General features: G+C 71.7%; 18 protein-coding genes. 8 read left to right on the top strand and 10 right to left on the bottom strand.

What is annotated here, in order from left to right; all coding sequences use genetic code 11:
* Window positions 1-15: 15 nt before the first annotated feature.
* Window positions 16-996 carry a DsbA family protein gene (locus tag WMF28_RS38255; protein WP_437598548.1) on the top strand — a complete coding sequence of 327 codons (981 nt, stop codon included), beginning with the start codon at window positions 16-18 and terminating at the stop codon, window positions 994-996.
* A 63-nt stretch (window positions 997-1,059) separates the two neighbouring features.
* Here WMF28_RS38255 and WMF28_RS38250 read toward each other — a convergent pair whose 3' ends face one another.
* The 6 genes from WMF28_RS38250 to WMF28_RS38225 all read right to left on the bottom strand — a co-directional run bounded on the left by WMF28_RS38250 (window position 1,060) and on the right by WMF28_RS38225 (window position 5,904).
* Window positions 1,060-1,812 (bottom strand): Hsp20/alpha crystallin family protein, encoded by a 753-nt coding sequence (locus WMF28_RS38250; RefSeq protein ID WP_437598547.1) that lies wholly within the window; start codon window positions 1,810-1,812, stop codon window positions 1,060-1,062.
* Window positions 1,813-1,928: 116 nt separating this feature from the next.
* On the bottom strand, window positions 1,929-2,306 hold the full coding sequence (locus WMF28_RS38245; protein WP_437598545.1) for a response regulator: 378 nt from the start codon (window positions 2,304-2,306) through the stop codon (window positions 1,929-1,931).
* A complete protein-coding gene (locus WMF28_RS38240) occupies window positions 2,303-3,685 on the bottom strand; it encodes an HWE histidine kinase domain-containing protein (protein WP_437598544.1) in 1,383 nt (460 codons plus the stop codon). The genes WMF28_RS38245 and WMF28_RS38240 overlap by 4 nt, the downstream gene beginning before the upstream one ends.
* A gap of 89 nt (window positions 3,686-3,774) precedes the next feature.
* Window positions 3,775-3,954 carry a hypothetical protein gene (locus tag WMF28_RS38235; RefSeq protein ID WP_437598543.1) on the bottom strand — a complete coding sequence of 60 codons (180 nt, stop codon included), beginning with the start codon at window positions 3,952-3,954 and terminating at the stop codon, window positions 3,775-3,777.
* Window positions 3,955-4,171: 217 nt separating this feature from the next.
* Window positions 4,172-5,266 (bottom strand): type VI secretion system protein, encoded by a 1,095-nt coding sequence (locus tag WMF28_RS38230; RefSeq protein WP_437598542.1) that lies wholly within the window; start codon window positions 5,264-5,266, stop codon window positions 4,172-4,174.
* Window positions 5,263-5,904, bottom strand: coding sequence for a DotU family type IV/VI secretion system protein (locus WMF28_RS38225; RefSeq protein WP_437598541.1), 642 nt, complete (start codon window positions 5,902-5,904; stop codon window positions 5,263-5,265). Before WMF28_RS38225 ends, WMF28_RS38230 begins: the two co-directional genes overlap by 4 nt.
* A gap of 276 nt (window positions 5,905-6,180) precedes the next feature.
* On the opposite strand from WMF28_RS38225, the gene eno reads away from it, so the two are divergent.
* Window positions 6,181-7,476 (top strand): phosphopyruvate hydratase, encoded by a 1,296-nt coding sequence (gene eno / locus WMF28_RS38220; RefSeq protein WP_437598540.1) that lies wholly within the window; start codon window positions 6,181-6,183, stop codon window positions 7,474-7,476.
* 236 nt (window positions 7,477-7,712) lie between these two features.
* Here the strand turns inward: eno and WMF28_RS38215 are convergent, their stop codons facing one another.
* From WMF28_RS38215 to WMF28_RS38205, 3 genes are all read right to left on the bottom strand, one after another.
* A complete protein-coding gene (locus tag WMF28_RS38215) occupies window positions 7,713-8,096 on the bottom strand; it encodes an RNA recognition motif domain-containing protein (RefSeq protein ID WP_437598538.1) in 384 nt (127 codons plus the stop codon).
* A 535-nt stretch (window positions 8,097-8,631) separates the two neighbouring features.
* Window positions 8,632-9,747, bottom strand: a complete 1,116-nt coding sequence (locus WMF28_RS38210) for a S8 family serine peptidase (RefSeq protein WP_437598536.1) — start codon at window positions 9,745-9,747, stop codon at window positions 8,632-8,634.
* A 188-nt stretch (window positions 9,748-9,935) separates the two neighbouring features.
* Entirely contained in the window at window positions 9,936-10,199 is a 264-nt protein-coding gene (locus WMF28_RS38205; RefSeq protein WP_437598535.1) for a hypothetical protein, read from the bottom strand.
* Between the two features lie 449 nt (window positions 10,200-10,648).
* On the opposite strand from WMF28_RS38205, the gene WMF28_RS38200 reads away from it, so the two are divergent.
* The 3 genes from WMF28_RS38200 to WMF28_RS38190 all read left to right on the top strand — a co-directional run bounded on the left by WMF28_RS38200 (window position 10,649) and on the right by WMF28_RS38190 (window position 11,578).
* Window positions 10,649-10,987: a hypothetical protein gene (locus tag WMF28_RS38200; RefSeq protein WP_437598534.1), complete on the top strand. Its 339-nt coding sequence runs from the start codon at window positions 10,649-10,651 to the stop codon at window positions 10,985-10,987.
* A gap of 97 nt (window positions 10,988-11,084) precedes the next feature.
* The gene (locus WMF28_RS38195) at window positions 11,085-11,318 is read left to right on the top strand and encodes a hypothetical protein (RefSeq protein WP_437598532.1); all 234 of its coding nucleotides are present in this window, start codon (window positions 11,085-11,087) and stop codon (window positions 11,316-11,318) included.
* Between the two features lie 8 nt (window positions 11,319-11,326).
* Complete coding sequence (locus WMF28_RS38190) at window positions 11,327-11,578, top strand: hypothetical protein (protein ID WP_437598531.1); 252 nt, start codon at window positions 11,327-11,329, stop codon at window positions 11,576-11,578.
* Window positions 11,579-11,873: 295 nt separating this feature from the next.
* On the opposite strand, the gene WMF28_RS38185 is transcribed toward WMF28_RS38190, so the two are convergent.
* Entirely contained in the window at window positions 11,874-12,689 is an 816-nt protein-coding gene (locus tag WMF28_RS38185; RefSeq protein ID WP_437598530.1) for a fibro-slime domain-containing protein, read from the bottom strand.
* Window positions 12,690-12,809: 120 nt separating this feature from the next.
* Between WMF28_RS38185 and WMF28_RS38180 the strand changes: the two genes are divergently transcribed.
* The 3 genes from WMF28_RS38180 (at window position 12,810) to WMF28_RS38170 (ending at window position 16,252) form a co-directional block, all read left to right on the top strand.
* Window positions 12,810-13,019, top strand: a complete 210-nt coding sequence (locus WMF28_RS38180) for a hypothetical protein (RefSeq protein ID WP_437598528.1) — start codon at window positions 12,810-12,812, stop codon at window positions 13,017-13,019.
* A 276-nt stretch (window positions 13,020-13,295) separates the two neighbouring features.
* On the top strand, window positions 13,296-14,837 hold the full coding sequence (locus WMF28_RS38175) for a YncE family protein (RefSeq protein ID WP_437598526.1): 1,542 nt from the start codon (window positions 13,296-13,298) through the stop codon (window positions 14,835-14,837).
* A complete protein-coding gene (locus tag WMF28_RS38170) occupies window positions 14,834-16,252 on the top strand; it encodes a hypothetical protein (RefSeq protein WP_437598525.1) in 1,419 nt (472 codons plus the stop codon). Before WMF28_RS38175 ends, WMF28_RS38170 begins: the two co-directional genes overlap by 4 nt.
* Window positions 16,253-16,304: the final 52 nt, after the last annotated feature.

The following is a 16,304-nucleotide window of genomic DNA, read 5'->3' as shown; positions in this document are numbered from 1 at the left end:
GTGTAGCATCCGCGCGTGTTCATTCCGAGATCAGGTGCACGACGGCTCGCGCTCGCCGCGCTCGCCGCGCTCGCCGCATGCGGCGGCGCGGAGCGGCAGGATCCCCAGTTCGCGGATTCTTCCTCGGTTCCGCTCCCCGGCCCGCCCGGCGCCGCCCCGCTCGACGCTCCCGGCGGCGAGCCGGAGGAGCTGCCCGGCGTGAACACGACCGAGCTCGTCCGCCGCGAGCGCCACACGTGGTGGCAGCTCGTCTCGCAGCTCTACGCGCCTTGCTCCGATCAGGCGGTGTCGCTCGCGCAGTGCGTCCGCGAGTCGCGCCCCTGCGCGGCCTGCGTGCCGGCCGCGCAGCTCGTCGCCGACAAGATCCGCGGCGGGGCGAGCGCCGCCGAGGCGCAGGCCGCGTACGGTGTGCGGTTCGGTCCGAACGTGAAGAAGATCGACCTCGCCGACTCACCGTCCCGGGGGCCGGAGCGCGCGCCGGTCCAGATCGTCGTGTGGTCGGATTTCGAGTGCCCCTCCTGCGGCCGCGCGGTCCCGCTCCTCGACGAGGTGTTCGAGCGCCACGCGCCGAACGTCCGGCTGGTCCACAAGGTGTACCCGCTCCGGTCGCACGCGCACGCCGAGCCCGCGGCGCGCGCCGCCATCGCGGCGCACGCGCAGGGCCGCTACTGGCAGATGGAGCGCCTCCTGTTCGAGAACCAGCGGCGGCTCGAGGAGAAGGACCTGCTCGGCTATGCGCAGAAGGTCGGACTCGACATGGCCCGATTCCGCGCCGACATGGCGGGCGAGGCCGCCGCCCGGGTGATCGCGCGCGACAAGGCCGAGGCCGACCGCGCCGGGCTCTCGGGGACGCCGTTCATCGTCGTCAATGGGCGGGAGTTCGATCTGGCGCTGTTCAGCCTGCAGGGGGAGCTCGATCGGTGGATCGAGACGGAGCTCGCGATCCTCGGCCGGGGAGCGGCGTCCGCGGCTGCCGGAGCGCCGGGCGCGCCGTGAGCTCCGCCGGCCCGCCGCTGGTGTCACCTCCTCGATCCCCTCTGCCCGGCACGCAGGCCCGTTTCAGCTGGGCCGATTCGACTTCTCGGACGCCTTCTCGCCGCCGCCCGCGCTCGTCCCCTGTCCGCCGGCCATCTGCGCCGTGGACCCGCCGCCGGTCTTGATCTCCACCGTGCGGCCGCGCTGCTGCTGTTGAGGCAGCTTGAGGCAGACCTCGAGGACGCCGTTCTCGAACCTGGCGTCCACGTCGTCGGGCTGCACGCCCTCGGGCAGCGGGATGGAGCGCATGAACGAGCCATAGCTGCGCTCGCTGTAGCTCGCGCCCTCGCGCTGCTCCTGCTGCTCCTGCCGGCGCTCACCCTCGATGATCAGGGCGTCGTCCTCGAGCGCCACCCGGATGTCATCCTTCGTCACGCCCGGGAGATCGGCCTTCACGACGAGCTGCCCGCCGCGCTCGCCCACCTCGATGCGCGGCGACCAGAGTCCGCCACCGAAGGACGAGAGAGCCCGCTCGCCGCCCTGCTCGATCGCACGGGGCTGCCTGAACGGCGACAAGATCCCCCCGATGCCGAAGTCCTCGAACATGCGATCCATGTCCTCCATCACCCGGCGCATCATCGTGAACGGGCTGAAGACCCCGCCCGCCGCGCCGTACTGCCCCAGCTGACCACCCCCTTGCTGGCGCTGCAGCCCGGTGGACTGACCACCGGCCCCCTGAGACGATGTCTGGCTCGTCGCCTGGCTGCCGGCCTTGCCCTGCTGCGACCTGGCCACAGGAACGTCTTGACCCGTCTGCTGACGCTGCTGTTCCGCCATGGGAACCTCCTTTCAATCAGGAACCATCCAGTAGCCATCACCAACGTAATGCCGCCATCGCCCTCGCGAAAGGGCACGATGTTCAAATCCGGCCACCGCCGCGCCCGGGAGCCCGGCTATCGCCACCGCATGACGATCTCGACGAAGCGGTTGAGGCTGTACGGCTTCTGCAGCACCGGACGGCCGAGATCGGACTCTCGCAGCCCTGCCTTGCCGTACCCGGTCATGAAGACGTACGGGATGCCTCGCTCCCTCAGGATGTCGGCCACGGCATAGACCTTCTCGCCGGCGATGTTGATGTCCAGGCTCGCCCCGTCCATCTCCGCCTCGCGGGCCAGGCGGATCGCGTCCCGCATGTTCAACGCCGGGCCGATCACCACGCAGCCGAGATCGGTCAAGACATCTTCCAGCGATGAGGCGATCATGGGCTCGTCCTCGACGATGAGGATACGCAGCCCCTGCAGCTCGTTCGGGCTCTCCGGATCCGGGGTCATCCTGCGATCACGCGCTCCAGCGGCAGGTACATCACGCAGCGCACGCCCTCGGGCAGGAAGTCGAGGCGCACGTCCGTGGCGAGCTGGCGCTGCAGGTCTCGCTCGATCAGGCGCGAGCCGAAGCCCCTGCGGCGCGGCGGCCGGACAGGCGGTCCGTTCGTCTCCTGCCATTTCAGGCAGAGCAGCGGCTCGTGCCCCTGTGCGCTTACGTTCCATGTGACCGCCACGCGGCCGGACGGCTGCGACAGCGCCCCGTACTTGGCCGCGTTGGTCGCCAGCTCGTGGAAGGCCATGCCGAGCGTCACCGCCACCTCCGGCCGGAGGCGCACGTCCTCGCCGGTCACACGGACGCGCTCGGCGTCGCAGTCGGCGTGCGGCGCCAGCTCGGCGCACACGATGTCGCGGAGTCCGGCGCCCTGCCAGGAGGTCTCATTCAGCAGGTTGTGGGTCTGGGACAGGGCCAGGAGCCGGGCCAGGAACGCGTCCGTGAACGCCCCGGGCGAGTCCGCCATGCGGAGCGTCTGCACGGCGATCGCCTGCACGATCGCCAGCGTGTTCTTCACCCGATGGTTCAGCTCGTTCAGCAGGAGCCTCTGGCGCTCCTCCGCCTGCTTGCGCTCGCTGACGTCGAGGACGAACGCCACCCCCTGGGCTTCCGACCCCTCGAATCGCGCCCCGCCGAGCAGCACCGGGACGCGGCTGCCGTCCTTCCGGAAGAACTCCTTCTCGAAAGGCTGGAACTGACCCGTCGAGCGCAGCTCGTCGACCGCCCGCTGGGTTATCGCCTGAGACTCCGGCGGCGTGCTCGCTGACCACTGGATCTTGTGGCCGCCGACTCCTCGGCTCGCCCGGCGGCCTGGAGGTTGAGCCTGGTCGATTCGATGCGCTCCTGCGGGGCGTGGATCCGCTCGCCCGCGCTGTTCAGGTGATTGACGACGTCGAACAGGTCGTGCCCCGCGTCGGAGCGCAGCTTGCCGAGCAAGAGCCGCCCGATCCGGTAATGGAGCCGGCCTGTCGCGCTCCGGGATCAGCGAGTACGCGGCCTCCTGGATCTTGTCGTGCGCGAAGCGAAACTGCTCGTTCGCGCTCACGATCAAGCCCTCGCCGAGGGCGTGGTCGAGGCTCGCGTACGTCTCCTCGGGGGCGCGCTCGCTGACGGTGTTCAGGACGTCCAGCTCGAACGTGTTCCGGATCGCCGAGGCCAGCCGGAGCACCCGCTGCGTCGCCTGCGGCAAGCGCCGGAGGGTCTCCGTCATGAGGCTCAGGACGTTGTCGGTGCACTCCAGCCGCTCGATCTGCCGCAGATCCCAGCCCCATCCGCTCGCCGGCTCGAAGACAAGCACCTTCGCGTCGTAAAGGTGCCTCATGAACTGCTTCACGAAGAACGGATTGCCTCCGGTCTTCTTCAGGACCGCGCCCGCGAGGGCGCCGCCGTCGCCGATCCGGAGGCTGTCGTTGACGAGCTCGATCAGGTGGGCAAGGGCGAGGGCTCGAGGACGATGCTCCGCACCCCGAGGCCGCTCCTCTCGAGCTCCTCCAGCGCGACGAGGAAGGGGTGGGTAGGGCTCACCTCGTTGTCGCGGTACGCGCCGCAGAAGAAGAGCGACTCCACGCTCCCCTTCGCGAATCCAGGATGGCGCCGCGCCACGTCGTGATCCGCTCCTCGCTCTCGGAGAGGAGCTGCTTGATGAGCGCGTCGAACGCCTGGACGATGGCGCTGTACGGCGTGTCGCGGTTGTACTGATGTGCGTATGAGCCGTCCACACGCCCCGTCAACCGGACGAGCGGCGCTGGCGGCCCTGCTGCGGGCGGCGCTCCGCCTCAGCAGGCGCGGCGCGGAGCGAGGGGCCCCCGAGCCACGCCGGTCACCCCAGCTGGCGCAGGATCAGCTCCGTCACCCCCGCCGCCAGCAGCAGCAAGAGCCCGCCCACGAAGCAGAACAGCGTGAACCGGTCGTCCCGCCACCGCGGCCGGAGCGGCACGATGTCGCGCTCCGGCAGCACCACCGCCCTCATGGTCGCGTGGATCGGCAGCCCCCCGGGCCGCGGCGCGACCGCCGCGTTCGGCGGCTGCGCCAGCCCCATGTTGATGAACCGCGTCACCCCCGCGCGGAGCCGGTCCCCCATGCCGGGCAGCGCGCTGCCGATCGCCACCGCGCGGAGCCACGGCGCGCGCTCGAACGCGTTCGCCATCGCGAGCGCCCCGAACAGCTGCCGCAGCCGCGCCATCAGCGCCCGCACCTCGGCCAGGTGCTGGAACGCCCGCATCCGCGCGTCGGGCGGGTCCTCCGAGCTCACCCGCGCCAGGCAATACGACTCCAGCCGCGCGTTCAGCCCCTCGAGCTCCTGGAGGATCCGCGGGACCGCGTTGTCCGGGCTCGTCTCGAGCGGGAGCGTGAAGCCCCACGGCTCCTCGCGCCCGCGCTCGTGCGTCCACTGGAACACCTCGGCGAAGCCCCAGAGCGTGTCGTAGCGCGACAGCACCACGTAGGCCGGCACGTCGGCGCGCAGCGCGCGGCCGACCTCGATGAGGTACGCGCGCATGCGGTTCGCGTACGCCTCGATCCCCGGCTCGTCGAGCTCGATGAACTCCGCGATGCTCAGGACGAGGAGGATGCCGTCGATCGGCTCGCGCTTCCGCGAGCGGAGCAGCTCGTCGCAGAGCTGCGCGAGCTCGGCCGGCTCCCGCCGCGGGCCGAGCACCGACGCCTCGGGCTCGATGAAGAGCGCCTCCTTCGCCAGCCAGTACGAGCACCGCGCCCCGGGCACGCCGATCGGGAGCGGGGCGCCGCCCGGGGACCAGGTGAGGTTCATCGAGCGGATCACCGTGGAGCGGCCCGAGCCGGGCTCGCCCAGCACGAGGTAGCAGGGGACCGCGTAGATCCCCTGGTCGCTGTCCGGGTTCGCCTGCTGGACCAGCGCGTGGACGCTCGCCAGCTCGTAGACGAAGGAGCCGCTCATCCGACCCTCTGGGCGATCGTCCACGCGATCGCGGTCGCGCCGGCGACGGCGACGAGCGCCGCCAGGGCACGCCCGACCAGCGCGGACTGCCAGAGCGGCAGGTTGGGGAGGTGCTGGACCGCCACGCCCTCGACGCTCACTGGCCGGAGCACCCCGCCGCTCCAGTCCCGGTCCGGATCCACGCCCAGGCTCAGCGAGAGGTCGCGGCGGATCCGCAGCAGGTCGTCGGGGCTCTGCCCCGGCAGCGCGTAGCGGCCGCGGAAGCCGAGCCCGAGCACGCAGGCGTAGGTCGCCATCACCACGAGCGGGCCCTTGCGGACGCGCTCCAGCCGCTCGAAGAACTCGACCCCCGCGTTGTTCGTCATCCACCGCGCCGCCTGGAGCGGGCGCTGGGCCCAGACCGGCCGCAGGTCCGGCAGCGACATCCCGAGCTCGTCCGCGAACGCCGCGAGCGCGAACATGCCGTCGTCGACCGAGGCGATCGGCATCTCCCGCGCGAGCTTGGACCCCTTGAGCTCCTCGAGCAGCAGGTTCGCCTGCCGCAGCACGTGATCGGCCGGCGGCCGCCGCGGGGATTGGCGGAGCATGCAGAGCCAGAGGAGCATCTCCTCACCGAAGACGCCGATGGAGGTTTCCACGCGGTCGCGAGCTTACGCCAGGCGCGCACCGACCGTCGACCCGGGCGCGCGTGCGCACCTGCGCTCGCGCCCGGAACGACGGGGCGAGGGCCCCGTCCAGGCGCGTGTCGGCCCCGCGTCAACAGCGAGGCGCGCCCTGCGGCCCGGCGGCGCCGTGCGCCGCGGGTGCACCGGAGCGTCGACAACCGGGGGGGCGCGCGCCTATGCTCCCGCCGCTTCTCGAGCCCCCTCGAGAGCTGCCGGGGTCGCGAGGAAGCGGTCCCTTGAGGAGAGGTCATGTCGGAGATCCAGAGCGTCATCGCGCGCGAAGTCATCGATTCGCGCGGCAACCCCACCGTCGAAGCCGAGGTCACCACGCTGAGCGGCACCGGCCGCGCGGCCGTGCCGAGCGGCGCGTCGACCGGCGAGCACGAGGCCGTCGAACTCAGGGACGGCGACAAGAAGCGCTTCCTCGGCAAGGGCGTGCTCACCGCGGTGAAGAACGTCGAGACCGTCCTCGGTCCGGCCGTCCTCGGGATGGATGCGCTCGATCAGGCCGAGCTTGATCGGGTGCTCATCCAGGCCGACGGCTCCCCGAACAAGTCGAAGCTCGGCGCCAACGCGATCCTCGCCGTCTCGATGGCCGCCGCCCGCGCCGCCGCGGACACGGTCGACCTCCCGCTCTGGCGCTACCTCGGCGGCGCCTCGGCGCGCGTCCTGCCGACGCCGCTGATGAACATCCTGAACGGCGGCATGCACGCCGACAACGGCCTCGAGATCCAGGAGTTCATGATCGTCCCCTACGGCGCCGCGTCGTTCGCCGAGGCGCTGCGCACGGGCACCGAGATCTTCCACACCCTGAAGGGGCTGCTCAAGAAGGACGGCATGGTCACGGCCGTCGGCGACGAGGGCGGCTTCGCCCCGCGCCTCCCGTCGAACCGGGCGGCGCTCGAGTACGTCGTGCGCGCCATCGAGGCCGCCGGCCACCGCCCCGGCGAGGACGTCGGCGTCGCGCTCGACGCGGCGCTCAGCGAGTTCTACGACGCGAAGACCGAGCGGTACACCTTCGACAAGCAGCAGAAGACCCGCGAGGAGATCGTCTCCATCTACGAGGAGCTCAGCAAGGCGTTCCCGATCGTGTCGATCGAGGACGGCATCGCCGAGAACGACGAGAAGGGCTGGCGGCTGCTCACGGAGCGGCTCGGCAAGAAGGTCCAGCTCGTCGGCGACGACCTCTTCGTGACGAACCCCGCGCGCCTCGCGAAGGGCATCGAGGACGGCCTCGCGAACGCCATCCTCATCAAGCTGAACCAGATCGGCACGGTCACGGAGACGCTCGACTGCATCCGCCAGGCGGGCGAGGGCGGCTACCGGTCGATCATCTCGCACCGCTCGGGCGAGACCGAGGACACGTTCATCGCCGACCTCGCGGTCGCGACGAACGCGGGCCAGATCAAGACCGGCTCCGCGTCCCGCTCGGATCGCGTCGCGAAGTACAACCAGCTGCTCCGGATCGCGTACGCGCTCGGCGACGGCCAGGTCTTCGCCGGCCGCTCGCCGTTCCGCCGCCCCGCGGCGCAGCGCGCCAGCTAGCTCGGCCCGTCAGGGATCCCGCAAGGGATCGCTGACGCGCGGCCCCAGCGCGCGCGGCGACCCGAAGAGACAGCGCGCCGAGGCGCCGGGAGCGCGAGAGGTCCTCGCGTCTCCTGGCGTCCCCGGGGCGCCTCTCCGGCCTGGCCGTCCCCCGCGTCGTCGATGTTGCCGATGATGTGGAGGACGCAGCACGGGCCCCCGCGGCGGTGCGCCGGGGGGCCCCTATCGCGCTGGGGCTACCAGCGGTCGCGCCCGCCGCCGCCGCCGCCGCGGCCACCTCCACGACCGCCGCCGCCGCCACGGCCGCCACCACCCCCGCCGCCACCGCCACGGAAGCCGCCACCGCCGCCGCCCCCGCCGCCGGGGCCGCCGGTGCGCTCGCGCGCCTCATTGACCGTCAGCGTGCGGCCGTCGAGGTCTTTGCCGTGCAGCGCGGTGATGGCCGCCTGCGCCTGGGCATCGCTCACCTCAACGAAGCCGAAACCGCGAGACTGCCCGGTCATCCGGTCCGTCATCAACTGAATCGACAGAACCTCGACACCTGCCGCCTCGAACGCGCTGCGTAGGCTGTCTTCCGTCGAATGGAACGCCAGGTTCCCCACATAAAGCCGCTTGCTCATGTCTGCCGCCAATCCCGTTGCACGATCCCCGCTTCCCTCGCGAACGGCCCGGATCGTGCCGCGGGCCGCACGCGAAAACACTCCCCGACGACCAGCCGTCACCCCACGTTCGGAAGAGGCAACCACGTTGCAGCAGGCGGCCGGATCAGAGGTCGAGGACGAACGAGCCTTGAGGCGCTTCGGAAGCTACCGGCCGGCGACGGGGTACGCAAGGTATTCCCCCCGGCTGGCCGCGTCTGCCTGACGATGATCGAGCTCGGGCTCGCGTCCGGCGCCGGGCGTGCGCGCCCGAGGACGCGCGCGCCCGGCGCCGGCGGGGGCGCTCGATGAGGCGGCGCGCGGGCCTCGCGCCCGCGTTTGCGCCCTCGCGAGGCGATCGCCGATGTGTCGTGGGCGCACGGTTCCGGGGGCCTCCTTGTGCCGCCCGTGCCGAGGCTCCGCCGGGGGGTGCCGGCAGCCGGGCAGGGTGGCCTGCCTGTCCGGCGCTCGACCTGGAGGGTCGGCGCGCGCTGCGGCCGGTGCCGGGCGGCCCCGCTCAGGCGGCGCGCGCCGCGGCCACGGCCGCGCGGGGCTGCACGACGCCCCAGCCTTGCCGCTCGAGCGGGATGCCGGGCAGCCCGCGCGCGGTCTTCATCAGGATGCGCCGGCACTGCTGCGGGGAGAGGCGCGGGTTCGCCTCCAGCATCTGCGCCACGACGCTGCTCACGATGGGCGCGGCGAAGCTCGTCCCGTCCACGTGCTTGTAGTGGCCGGAGATCACCTTCTGGTCGCGCAGCTTGGCCGCCGCGAGCTGGCGCACGAGGTACGGCTCGCGCCCGGCGACGGCGTCGAGGTCCGGATCGACGCATGCGTGCTCGACGAGCAGCGCCGGCAGCTCGTCGTCCGGCGCGCCGTCGAGCCGCGACAGGAGCTGCGCCTGCGCCGCGGTCGGCGTCCCGGGCAGGATGGGCGCCGCCAGCCAGATCGCCGGCGCGATGAGCTCCGGCTTCTGCAGCCCGTCGAGGGTGAGCCCGTACGACGAGTGGTAGTGCCACGTCCGGTCCCCGGCGCCCCCGTCGTCGAGCCCCCCGACCGCGATGACGCTCGGCGCGCTGGCCGGCGGGAGGACGCTGTGCGCCGCATCGTGCCCGGCGTTGCCTGCGGCGGCGACGACCACGATGCCGTCCCGGGTCGCGTCGTCGGCCGCGCGCGACAGGCTGCCGGTCAGGTACGACTCCTCGTAATCGCCTCCGCACGAGATGTTGAGCACGCGGATCCCGTACTGCTCGCGGTGGGCGATCACCCACGCGATGCCCCTGCGGATGTCGTCGTGGACGATGCGGTGCGCCGAGCCGACCTTGACCAGCACGACGTTCGCCTCCCAGGCGAGCCCGCGGAAGCGCCCGTCCGAGAGCGCGCCGTTCCCCGCGGCGACCACCGAGGTCATCATGCCGTGCCACGACGAGACGTCAGGGCGCTCGAGCGCGGAGAGGTCCGCGTCGGGGGCGAAGATGTCGTGGTAGGCGAGGATGCGGCTGCGCGGCGTGACGAGGTCCGGGTGGGCGTAAAAGCCGGCGTCGAGGAAGGCGATGGTCACACCCCGGCCTGCATGGCCGGGCTCCGCGTGGAGCCGGTCCGCGATGGGCAGGATGCGCCGGGGGTCGAGCGACATCGGCGCCATGGTAGAGCACCGATCGCGTCAAGATCCCGAGAAAATCAGCAGATGGGAAGAGGACCGCAAGGGCACAAGGGACGCAAGGGGCCGTGTGCCCCGACATCAGGGCACGGGGCTCCACGAGAGGGCTCTCGAAGGTACGGGGCGGGAGGCGCGCTCGACGCCTTTTCCTGATGCCTGCGCGCTCAGGAGGCGGTCGTGGCGAGGAGCTCGCTGGCGTTGCTGACGACCGCGGCACGACGGAGCAAGCCATCGAGCTCGGCGAGGTCGGTGCTCGCGAGGACGCGCTCCCGCACCTCGGCGGGCACCTCCAACCCGCGGGCCTCGAGGACGGCGAGCACGTCGTGTGCCTTGGTCTCGACGCTCCCCTCTTGCCGACCCTTCTCCACGCCCTTCGCCACGTAGCTGCGCGCGAATTCACTCTGAAACTCGTATCCGCTCTTCATCATCGCCTCCAACGTCCGCCTCGCCGCTGCGTTCAGCGATGCTTCGTCTACGTTGAACATCGGCCCGTTGGCCAAGGCACTCCCACGCCGCTCTCGCTGCGACCTACCGCCTACCTGTCGCGCCCGACCTCGTCCTGGAGCTCAGATGCCTCGCGGCAGGCGTGCCTCGCGCCGCGGCGCTGGTCCAGCGAAAGCGCAGGTGCTCCGGATCGAGCACCAGCGTGACCAGGCTGGAGGAAGCGAGCGCGGCGAGGCGTTCATCAAGCATCATGTAAATGCAGGCGCAACATGGCCGCTGGCCATCACCGCATAAGCGCGCTCACGCTCGGACGCAACCAGGCGCTCAACCGAGCTGAACAGTCGCCGCTGCTCCAGCCGCCGCTCCAGCCGCCGCGCGCGGGCCAGCGCCTGCCTCCTGGACGGGCCGGCCCCGCTCCGGCAGGCTCTGGCGCATGAGGTCATTCATCGCGACCATGGTCTACGAGCTTCACCCGGACACCCCCGCGGACGCGCGGAAGCTCCTCCGGGCGCACCTCGTCGGCAGGCGCTGGCAGGACAGGCACGAGGGCGCGGCGATGCCGTCGACCGCGGTCTGGATCCGCCGCTCGGCGGAGGATCACGAGACGACCGACGACCTGCACGCCGCGTGCGCGCGCGACCTCGACGCGGCGGCCGCCGCCGTGGCGCGGGCGGGGCGCCCCATCCAGGTGATGCGCGCGTGGATCCAGGTGAGCGGCGCAGGCACGTACGGGCTCGCCCCGGTGGCGCGGCCGGCGCAGCCGGCCGACTGAGCGCCCGGCGCGGCCTGCCGACTGAGCGCGCGGCCCCGAAAGCCGCGCCCCACCGCGGCATTTCGGTTACGCTCGGGGAGCTCGAAGGGAGGCGACGATGGCTCGAAGGCTGGGTATTGGCGCGGTGCTGCTCTCGCTTGTCACGCTCGCGTCCGGCTGCGGGGGGCTCTCGACGGAGGACTCGCAGCAGCGCTGCGATCAGCTGCGCGCCGCGGTGCCGTCCTGCGCCACCGACGAGAGCCATGACGCGTGCGTGAGCTGCTATGAGGAGTGCGGCGACGCCTGCGAGCCGTCGGGGGCCTGCCCGCAGACATTCACCTGCGCAGAATGAGAGGGAGCATGATGAGCAAGAGCAGAGCAGAGTCGTGGGTCGTCGCGGTCCTCGTCGTGGGCGCGCTCGGGGGCGCCGCGCTCGGCTGCGGCGGCGGCTACGACAAGGAAGAGGCGAGGGCGGCGTGCGACGCCCTGGTCGGCCAGGTCGCCACGTCCGACCAGGCCGCGTACGACGACTGCATGGACTGTCACCTGGAGTGCGGCGACGACTGCGCCGTGCTCACGAGCTTCCCCCCGCAGTTCGCCTGCGAGGACTAGAACGCCGAACAGGTTAAAATTCAGCTAAATTCAACAGATTGTGGCACCCGTCGGAGCCGCCGAGGAGCACGCTGGAAGGGCACGGCACCCAGTCAGACGAGAGACCGCAAGGGCGCGAGAGGCGCAAGGGAACAGAGATAGAATTATATTCTTCTCCCCCCTTGCGCCCCTTGCGCCCTTGCGGTCCTCTTCCCATGAGTCGATTTTAGCGGAATTTCAATGTGGTCGGCGTTCTAGGCGGCGTCGGACGAGCTGCGGCGCGGCCGCGCTGGCCGGCCGAGCTCGGTCCCCGGCGTCACTTGACCACGACGCCGCAGTCGATGAACTCGATCGACGTGTCGATCCGGAAATGGGAGTCGGTCACGTGGCGCTCGGCGAAGAAGAAGTCGAGCTGATACTTCTTCCCGACCTCCAGCCCGAGCGTGTCGAGGTCGACGACCTCGGTCTGCTCGACGTGCACGCCCCCGAGGTCGACGACCTTCTTCCCGTCGATGAACGTGAACACGTCGTCGTCGCCGGCGAACGTGAACCGCTCGCCGCCCTTGTACTCGAAGCCCATGTGCATCTCGAAGGTGAAGTGGTAGTTGTGCTGCAGCCCCTCGTTGCCGAACAGCGCATCGTCGATCGGGAAGAACGCCCGGTTGTTGTACGTCCACACGCCGTCGTTGTCGGAGTCCGTGAACTGGAGCGTGATGTTCGTCGCCATGTTCTCCCCCTCCACGTCGCGGAACCACATGTCGAAGGCCGCCTTGCCGGTCGTGCTCCTGGTGCCGTCGGGCCCGCCGGCGTAGACGGGCTTCTGGTCCTCTCCAAGGGCGTCGGTGACGATCTCGTGGTCGTTGCAGCCGACGCACTTGCCGGAGTCTTGCGGCTCCATGTCGGGGTGATCGACCTTGAAGTCGCGCACGCGGCCGGTGAACCTGCCGTCGCACGACTCGCCGTTTGCCTGATCCCCCTCGTCAGGGGTCCCGCCGCCGCCGCTGCCGGTGGTGGGATTGACCGAGCCGAAGCTGTCATCGAATCCAGTGGTCCCCCCGGGCCCGCCAGATCCCCCCGGACCGCCGGAGCCGTTCGACGACGTGTTGCCTCCGCTGGTCTCGCCGTCGTTCACCGCTCCGCACCCACCCAGCAAGCCCACAAGCGCAAGTGCCACCAAGCAACCAAGTGTCTTATTCATCGCCAACCTCGCGTTAAGATGCCGTCCCGATGCCCCGATCTGCAAAATAGCACGATGGCACGCTGGTTGTGCGCTGACGTGATGCGTCATTCGGTGGAATCTTACGCGGCAAAGGCGCATTTTTATGTGCTGCGACTGGCATTTTCTGCCATCACCGCTCGCCGAGCGATCGTCGCCAGAGGGCAGCGCGACCAAGGATCAAAATTGTTTGATCTAATACAGTCGTTTCTTCTCATGGCTCCCGGCGACGAGGACCGGGGGTGAACCGGTTCATTCGATGACACCGATGTTTCGGCGATCCAGCGGCCGCTGGTCGACTCCTGAGCTGGCGGCCACAGCCACGCTCGCCTGAGCCCCCTGCGACCCTCGTCGCGCCGCGGGCCTTCCCGGCAGCAGCGCGATTTCCCCACGACCGTCCTCCCGTTCGCGGCGGCGGGCGCGCGTCGCCGCGCCGGCTGCGCCGCCACGAGGGGCTCGACATCCGGGCACGCTCGGAGTACGCGGGGGGACCGCTCGTCACGGAAGAGACGCAGGTAAGCAGTGGATCATGAGACGCGGAGCGATATCGAGCCTGGCTCCAGCGCCGCTGACGCGCAGGAGGCCTTCCACGCCGCCGAGGCGAGCCCGCTGCCCGCCCAGTGGCTCGAGCCGCCGTCGCGCCGGTCGCCCGCCGCCGGCGAGGCGAGCTGTCCAGTCTGCCTCGAGCGCATCGCCGCCGGGGTCGTCCTCTGCCCGGAGTGCGGGGAGCCGACCGACGGGCCGAAGCCATCGGTGCGGGCCCCCTCGATCCCCGACGCCCCCCCGGACGCGAGCTGGCTCTCCCTGCACTGGCGCCCGCTCGTCACGATCGGCGCCATCCTCGGGCTCATCAGCACCGGCGGGGCGCTGCGCTACCTGGCGCCCCACCGGTTCGCGCCGTCCCGGGCCGCGACGGCGGTCCCTCCTCCGACCCCGGTGTGCGGGGCGCCGTGCTGGAGCGGCGAGTCGTGCCAGCTCGGCCGCTGCGTCTGGCAGCGCCCGAACGACGTCGGCCACGTCGTCGACGCGCCCTCGATCGCCGGGCCCTTCTCGCTGCCCAAGGACGCGTTCGACGCGCTCCCGCTCGACCGTGACCGCTTCGCTGTCGCGCTGTCCTCCGGCCTGGAGGTGCGCAGCTCGCGGACCGGCGAGGCGCTCAGCCTCGTCACCGAGGCGCCCAACGTGCGGCGCCTCCACCGCGTGGGCGAGGTCGTCTACGCGACGTCGCCCTCGCGCATCTACGTGATCGACGCCGCCACGACGCGGCTGCTCAAGACGATCGAGCTCGGCGAGGCCGTGGGCGACATCCAGGTCGGCGCCTCGGGCCGGCGCGCGCTCGCCTCGCTGCCGGAGGCGCACGCGGTGGCGATCCTCGCGACCGAGTACCACGCCGAGATCGAGCGCATCCAGTTCGGCGACGACGCGGTGGGCCCCGTGGCCGTCGACGACAGCGGCACCCGGGCGATCACGACGACGGGCCAGCTCCCGCTGCACGGCCAGCGCGAGCCGTCGGGCGGCGTCGCCTATCCGTTCGACCCGAGCCGGCTCGGCTCGGAGCAGGATCGCGTGCGCACCTCGATGGTGGGCAACCCGGTCGGCGCGCTCATGACCCCGGACGGCTCGGCGGGCTTCGTCGCCCTCCGCGCCGCGAACACCCTGGTGCCGCTCACCTGGCTCCCGTCGGGCGCGGTGCGGCAGGAGGCGCGCATCACGACGTGCCGCGAGCCGGAGCAGATCGAGCTCGTCCGGATCGACCGGCGCGCCGTCGTGCGGTGCAACGAGGGGCGCGCGCTCCAGATCTTCGATCTGTCGAAGCGCGAGCTGATCCGCGCTGTCACGTTCCCCGGCCGCGCGCTCGACATGGCGATCGCGCCGGACGGGACGCAGGCGGTCGTGGCGCTGAGCGGCGACGGCGGGGGCTCGGTGGCGCTTGTCGATCTGAAGAGCTACGCGGCGAAGGTCCACCCGCTCGGCGGCGAGCCGACGCGCATCCGGCTCGCCCCGGACGGCGGCTCGGCGCTCGCGCTCGGCGATCGCGCCAAGGTCGCGTGGGTGCTGCAATGAGCGAGCGTCGCGTCCCGTGCCCGAGCTGCGGCGCCCGCATCGTCGAGGGCGCGCGCAAGTGCCGCGCCTGCAAGGCGTGGCTCGGCGAGCGTCCCCGCGGGTCGTCCGCCTCGCTCTCCGGCCGCGAGCCGCGCCTGGCGCGGGCCGCGGTGTCGGTGGCGTGCGGCGTCGCGGCCGTGATCATCGCCACCCTGACCAGCCTGAAGTCGCCCGTCGGCGAGGCCCCGCCGCTGACCGCGCTCACGCCGGAGGGCGCCGGCGCGGTCGACGCGTCCGACCAGGCGCCGAACCCCGCGGCGTTCGGCCCGGACAGCCCGGAGCCAGCGCCGCCGCCGCCCCTCGATCCGAAGGGCCGCTGGCGCGCCCGCGAGATCCGGATCGGGGACGTGCACCCGCTCGACATCGTCTTCAACCCGAGCGGCACGTCGATCTACGTCAGCGCCGACGACGCCTCGCTGCGCGAGTATGCGCTCCAGAGCGGCGAGATCGCCCACAAGGCGTCGATGCCGGCGCAGGGCGACCACATCCGGCTCCTGTTCGACCGCTACGTCGCGGTGCTGCGGCACGTGGACGCCGCGCGGATCCCGGTGATGGACACGACCGCGTGGGATCGCGATCCGGTGCTGCTCGACGTCGGCCGGACGCCGGGCGACATCGTGGCGTTGCCGGACGGCAGGACGGTTGTCGCGGCGACGACGGACACGAAGCGCGTGATGAAGTTCGAGCTGCCGACGGGGGTGCGGCTCGCGAACATCACGCTCCCGCACGCGACGGGGCAGCTGTTCCTCGTGCAGGCCGAGGGGCGCCCCTACATCGCGGCGCTCGGCGCGCTGACGCACGCCGGCCGGCCGGCCGGCGCCTGGATCGACCTGTTCGACCCGAGCGAGTCGCCGTTCGGCGCGACGCGGCGGAGCATCGCTGTCGGGCGCGAGCCGCGCGAGGGCGACATCACCCGGGATGGAGGCGCCGTGTTCTTCCCGGATCGGCTGTCCAACACGGCGATCCTGCTGCGCGTCGCCGGGGTGACCGAGACGCGGAAGGCGCCCGTCGGCGTCGGGCCGACAGCGGGCTTCCTGCTCCACGACGACCGGTACGGCATCACGCTCAACGCCGAGGCGCGGACCGCGAGCGTCATCGATCTCTCGACGATGACGGTGAAGAGCACGCTCCCGCTCGGCGGGGTCCCGCGGACGGGCGTGACGTCGCCCGATCGGAAGACGCTCTTCGTGGCGCTCGGCGGGACCCAGTGGCCGCCGGTCGGCAGCGGCGTGGCGGTCATCGCGGGCGATCCGCCGCAGGTTGTCGCGTCGCTGCCCACCGGCAAGGGCGCGTGCGCGGTGGCGGTCTCGAAGGACGGCGCGCGGGCGGCGGTCGCGTCGTACTGGGACCGGTCGATCACGGTGCTCGAGCAGTAGGTCCGGCACATGCTCGGCGCGGCTGTCAGGATAGCGCGTCTCCACATCATGG

The organism is Sorangium sp. So ce590 (assembly GCF_051521365.1).
Taxonomy (GTDB): Bacteria; Myxococcota_A; Polyangia; order Polyangiales; family Polyangiaceae; genus Sorangium.
This window is presented reverse-complemented; position numbering and strand designations above follow the sequence as displayed.